Raw genomic sequence first — 1,618 nt, 5'->3', positions numbered from 1 at the left:
CGGTGCTCGCCGGCGGCGCGACGTCAACCCCCAGCACTGAGACGACTGTCCAGGAGGGAACTGATGACTGACCAGAACTCACCCGCCTCCCACCCGCAGGGGGAGAGCAAGCACGACCAGTGGCTTGCCGACGCCCCCTCCACGCTGGGACGCGTCTTCGCGCCGGTGGCCGGGTACGGGGTGACGATCTCCTCGATCTTCCGCCCCACGGTCACCGAGCAGTACCCCTTCGTCCGTCCGGTGCTCATGCCCCGCTACCACGGTCGTCACCAGCTCAACCGCTACGACGATGGCCTGGAGCGGTGCATCGGCTGCGAGCTGTGCGCCTGGGCCTGCCCGGCTGACGCCATCTACGTCGAGGCCGCCTCCAACGCCCCGGGTGCCCAGTACTCGCCCGGCGAGCGCTACGGGCGCGTCTACCAGATCAACTACCTGCGCTGCATCTTCTGCGGCATGTGCATCGAGGCCTGCCCGACCCGGGCGCTGACGATGACCCACGAGATCGACGAGCTCGTCGGTCCCAGCCGTGGCGGTCTCATCTACGAGAAGCAGGACCTGCTCGCGCCGGTCCCGCAGGGCGGGCTGGACGCACCGCACCCCATGGTGGAGGGCACCGAGGACGGCGACTACTACCGTGGCGCCGTCACGGGCGTGACCCAGGCGCAGGTCGACTGGGTGCGCGCCCACCGTCCTGAGGACCCGACGCTCGCGACCGCCAAGCCCGTGGCCGCACCCGACCTTGCGAAGGAGGCCGTCCACTGATGGCTACCCTGACCGCTCTCCTGCCAGCGTCCTTGACCGAGACCGGCACGGTGTCGACCGGCGAGACCATCCTCTTCGCCGTCGTCGCGCTGGTCACCGTGGTCTGCGGCATCGGCCTGCTCACCGCCAAGCGTGCGGTGAGCGCCGCCGTCAACATGATCGCGATCATGATCGCCCTGGCGGTCCTCTACATCGCCAACGAGGCGCCCTTCCTCGGTATCACGCAGATCGTCGTCTACACCGGCGCGGTGATGACCCTCGTGCTCTTCGTCGTCATGCTCGTGGGTGTGGGCGGTGACGAGCCCGTCGGCTCGGCCGGCTCCCCGGCCACGAAGTGGATCATCGCCCTGTTCGGCCTCGGGCTGGCAGTGCTGGTGGCCGGCGTCGTGTGGCGCACGCAGTTCCCCGACGCCGCCGGGCTGGACCAGGGACAGGGGGCCGCCCCGGCTGACCTGGCCACCCTGCTCTTCGGGCAGCACGTGGTGGCCATGGAGCTGACCGGCCTGCTGCTCATCGTGGCGGCCACCGGCGCCCTGACCCTGACCCACCGCCAGCGCATCCGCGCCAAGGTCACTCAGCGCACCACCGTGGACGCCAAGATGCGCGCCTACACCGAGCGCGGTGCCCACCCGGGCCAGAAGCCCATGAGCGGTGTCTACGCCTCGACCAACACGGCCGCCGCCCCGGCGATCTCTGCCTCCGGCCAGACCGTCGAGGAGTCGATTCCTCGCGTGCTACGAGCCCGCGGGCAGGGCCTGGAGCTTGCCGAGGTCTCGCCCGAGTACGCCGCCGCCCAGCGTGCCGGCCGTATCCGCAGCCGCGAGGACGCTGACGTCGCCCGCTCCGGCATGCCCTC

At 70.6% G+C, this 1,618-nt stretch carries 2 protein-coding genes; both read left to right on the top strand.

Annotated elements, in window-relative coordinates; genetic code table 11:
* The first annotated feature begins 63 nt into the window (after positions 1 to 63).
* Entirely contained in the window at positions 64 to 762 is a 699-nt protein-coding gene (nuoI, locus tag HMPREF0058_RS11320) for an NADH-quinone oxidoreductase subunit NuoI (protein ID WP_006549931.1), read from the top strand.
* Positions 762 to 1,618 (top strand): NADH-quinone oxidoreductase subunit J (locus HMPREF0058_RS11315; protein ID WP_006549930.1); only part of this gene is annotated, 857 nt, incomplete at its 3' end. The genes nuoI and HMPREF0058_RS11315, both read left to right, overlap by 1 nt.

The organism is Actinomyces urogenitalis DSM 15434 (assembly GCF_000159035.1).
Taxonomy (GTDB): domain Bacteria; phylum Actinomycetota; class Actinomycetes; order Actinomycetales; family Actinomycetaceae; genus Actinomyces; species Actinomyces urogenitalis.
Note: the sequence above shows the minus strand (reverse complement) of the source record. Positions and strands in the feature narration are given on the sequence as shown.

Coding starts and splice junctions, on each gene's coding strand:
- nuoI (WP_006549931.1), top strand. CDS start 64: ATGACTGACCAGAACTCACCCGCCTCCCACCCGCAGGGGGAGAGCAAG.